This is a genomic window from Streptomyces sp. VTCC 41912 (genome assembly GCF_045799175.1).
Taxonomy (GTDB): Bacteria; Actinomycetota; Actinomycetes; order Streptomycetales; family Streptomycetaceae; genus Streptomyces; species Streptomyces albulus_C.
This window is the reverse complement of record NZ_JBJMAB010000092.1, coordinates 1-1835: the sequence shown is the minus strand read 5'-3', so window position 1 is coordinate 1835 and position 1835 is coordinate 1. Positions and strand designations below refer to the sequence as shown.

Genomic DNA, 1835 nt, shown 5'->3' with positions numbered 1-1835 from the left:
CGGGTCTCAGCCCTTGAGGTCGTAACCGGAGAGGCGTTCCACGCCGCGCAGGAGGGCGGAGTGGTCCAGGCCGCCGTCGCCCTGGGCGCGCAGGGAGGCGACGAGGGAGGCGACGACGGAGCCGACGGGCAGGGCGGCGCCGACGGTGCGGGCGGCGTCGGTGACGATGCCCATGTCCTTGTGGTGCAGGTCGATGCGGAAGCCGGGCTTGAAGTCCCGGTTGACGAAGTTGGCCGTCTTGCGGGCCAGCACCGTGGAGCCGGCCAGACCGCCACCGAGCACGTCGAGCGCGGCCGGCAGGTCGACACCGGACTTCTCCAGGAACACCACGGCCTCGGCGCACGCCTGGATGTTCACCGCGACGATCAGCTGGTTGGCGGCCTTCACCGTCTGACCCGAACCGTGCGGACCACACAGCACGATGGTCTTGCCCAACGCGTCGAACAGCGGCTTCGCCGCGTCGAAGTCGGCCTGCTGACCACCGACCATGATCGACAGAACCGCCTCGATCGCCCCGGCCTCACCACCGGAGACCGGCGCGTCCAGAACCCGGATGCCCTTCTCCGCCGCGTTCTTCGCCAGGTCGATGGAGGTCTGCGGCGTGATCGAGGACATGTCGATCAGCAGCGCACCGCTCCTGGCGTTCTCCAAGATCCCCTCGGGACCGTAGGCGATCGCCTCCACCTGCGGCGACGCCGGCACCATCGTGATGATCACGTCCGCCTCGGCGACCGCCTCGGCGATGCTCGCCGCCGCCGTGCCCCCGGCATCCGCCAGCCGCTGCAGCTTGTCGGCCTCCAGCGTGTAACCGGTCACCGCGTAGCCGGCCTTGATCAGATTCTCGGCCATGGGCGAACCCATGATGCCCAGCCCGACCCACGCAATCTTCGGCAGGTTGCTCATCGAAAAGCCTCTTTCACACTCAAAACAAAGGGAACCGCAAACGGGACAGCGCAGCGCGACCGACTACCGAGCAGCACGCAAAGGCGCCGGCAACCACGCGAACGACGACGCACTCGGCGCGTCGCCCGGCTTGTACTCCAGGCCGACGAAACCGTCGTAACCGTTCTTCTTCAACCGCCCCAACAACGCCACGAAGTCCAGCGAACCGGTGCCCGGCGCACCACGGCCCGGGTTGTCGGCGATCTGCACGTGCGCGGTCTTGGCGGTGTAACGGTCGATGACCTCTTCCAGGTCCTCACCGTTCATCGACAGGTGGTACAGGTCCATCAGGAACCGGGCGTTGTCCAGACCGCTCGCGGCATTCACCGCGTCCACGACCTCGATCGCCTTCGGCGCCGACACGATCGGACAGGCCGGCGACTCCGGCGCGTTCAACGCCTCGATCAACAACGTGCCGTCCACCTCGGCCACCGCCCGCGCCGCGAACACCAGGTTCTCCAGCGCCAACGCGTCCTGCTCGGCCGCATCGACCCCCTCGACCCGATTGCCGTACAACGCGTTGAACGTCGTGCACCCCAGCGACGACGCGAACTCGATCGCCACCGGCACGTTCGCCCGGAACCTCTCCGACTCCGCCCCCGGCACCGACAACGCACCACGGTCCGGACCCGGCAACTGCCCGGCGTAGAAGTTCAACCCCGTCAACTGCGTCCCCGCATCACGCAAGGCATCACGCAACGCATCCAGCTCGGCCCGCTCCGGGGTCGGGGCATCCACCCACGGCCACCACAGCTCCACCGCCGTGAAGCCCGCCGCCCGCGCGGCCGCAGGCCGCTCCAACAACGGAAGCTCGGTGAACAGGATCGACAGATTGACGTTGAAGCGCGTGTCCGTGAAACCCATAGGTCCCGGCGCTCCTTCCGGATAGCGGA

At 68.0% G+C, this 1835-nt stretch carries 2 protein-coding genes; both read right to left on the bottom strand.

Features of this window, described 5'->3' with window-relative positions; all coding sequences use genetic code 11:
* Positions 1-6: 6 nt before the first annotated feature.
* The gene (locus tag ACJ6WD_RS41250; protein ID WP_407617807.1) at positions 7-903 is read right to left on the bottom strand and encodes a 2-hydroxy-3-oxopropionate reductase; all 897 of its coding nucleotides are present in this window, start codon (positions 901-903) and stop codon (positions 7-9) included.
* A 63-nt stretch (positions 904-966) separates the two neighbouring features.
* Positions 967-1806, bottom strand: coding sequence for a TIM barrel protein (locus tag ACJ6WD_RS41245; protein WP_233662098.1), 840 nt, complete (start codon positions 1804-1806; stop codon positions 967-969).
* Positions 1807-1835: the final 29 nt, after the last annotated feature.

Coding starts and splice junctions, on each gene's coding strand:
- ACJ6WD_RS41250 (WP_407617807.1), bottom strand. CDS start 903: ATGAGCAACCTGCCGAAGATTGCGTGGGTCGGGCTGGGCATCATGGGT.
- ACJ6WD_RS41245 (WP_233662098.1), bottom strand. CDS start 1,806: ATGGGTTTCACGGACACGCGCTTCAACGTCAATCTGTCGATCCTGTTC.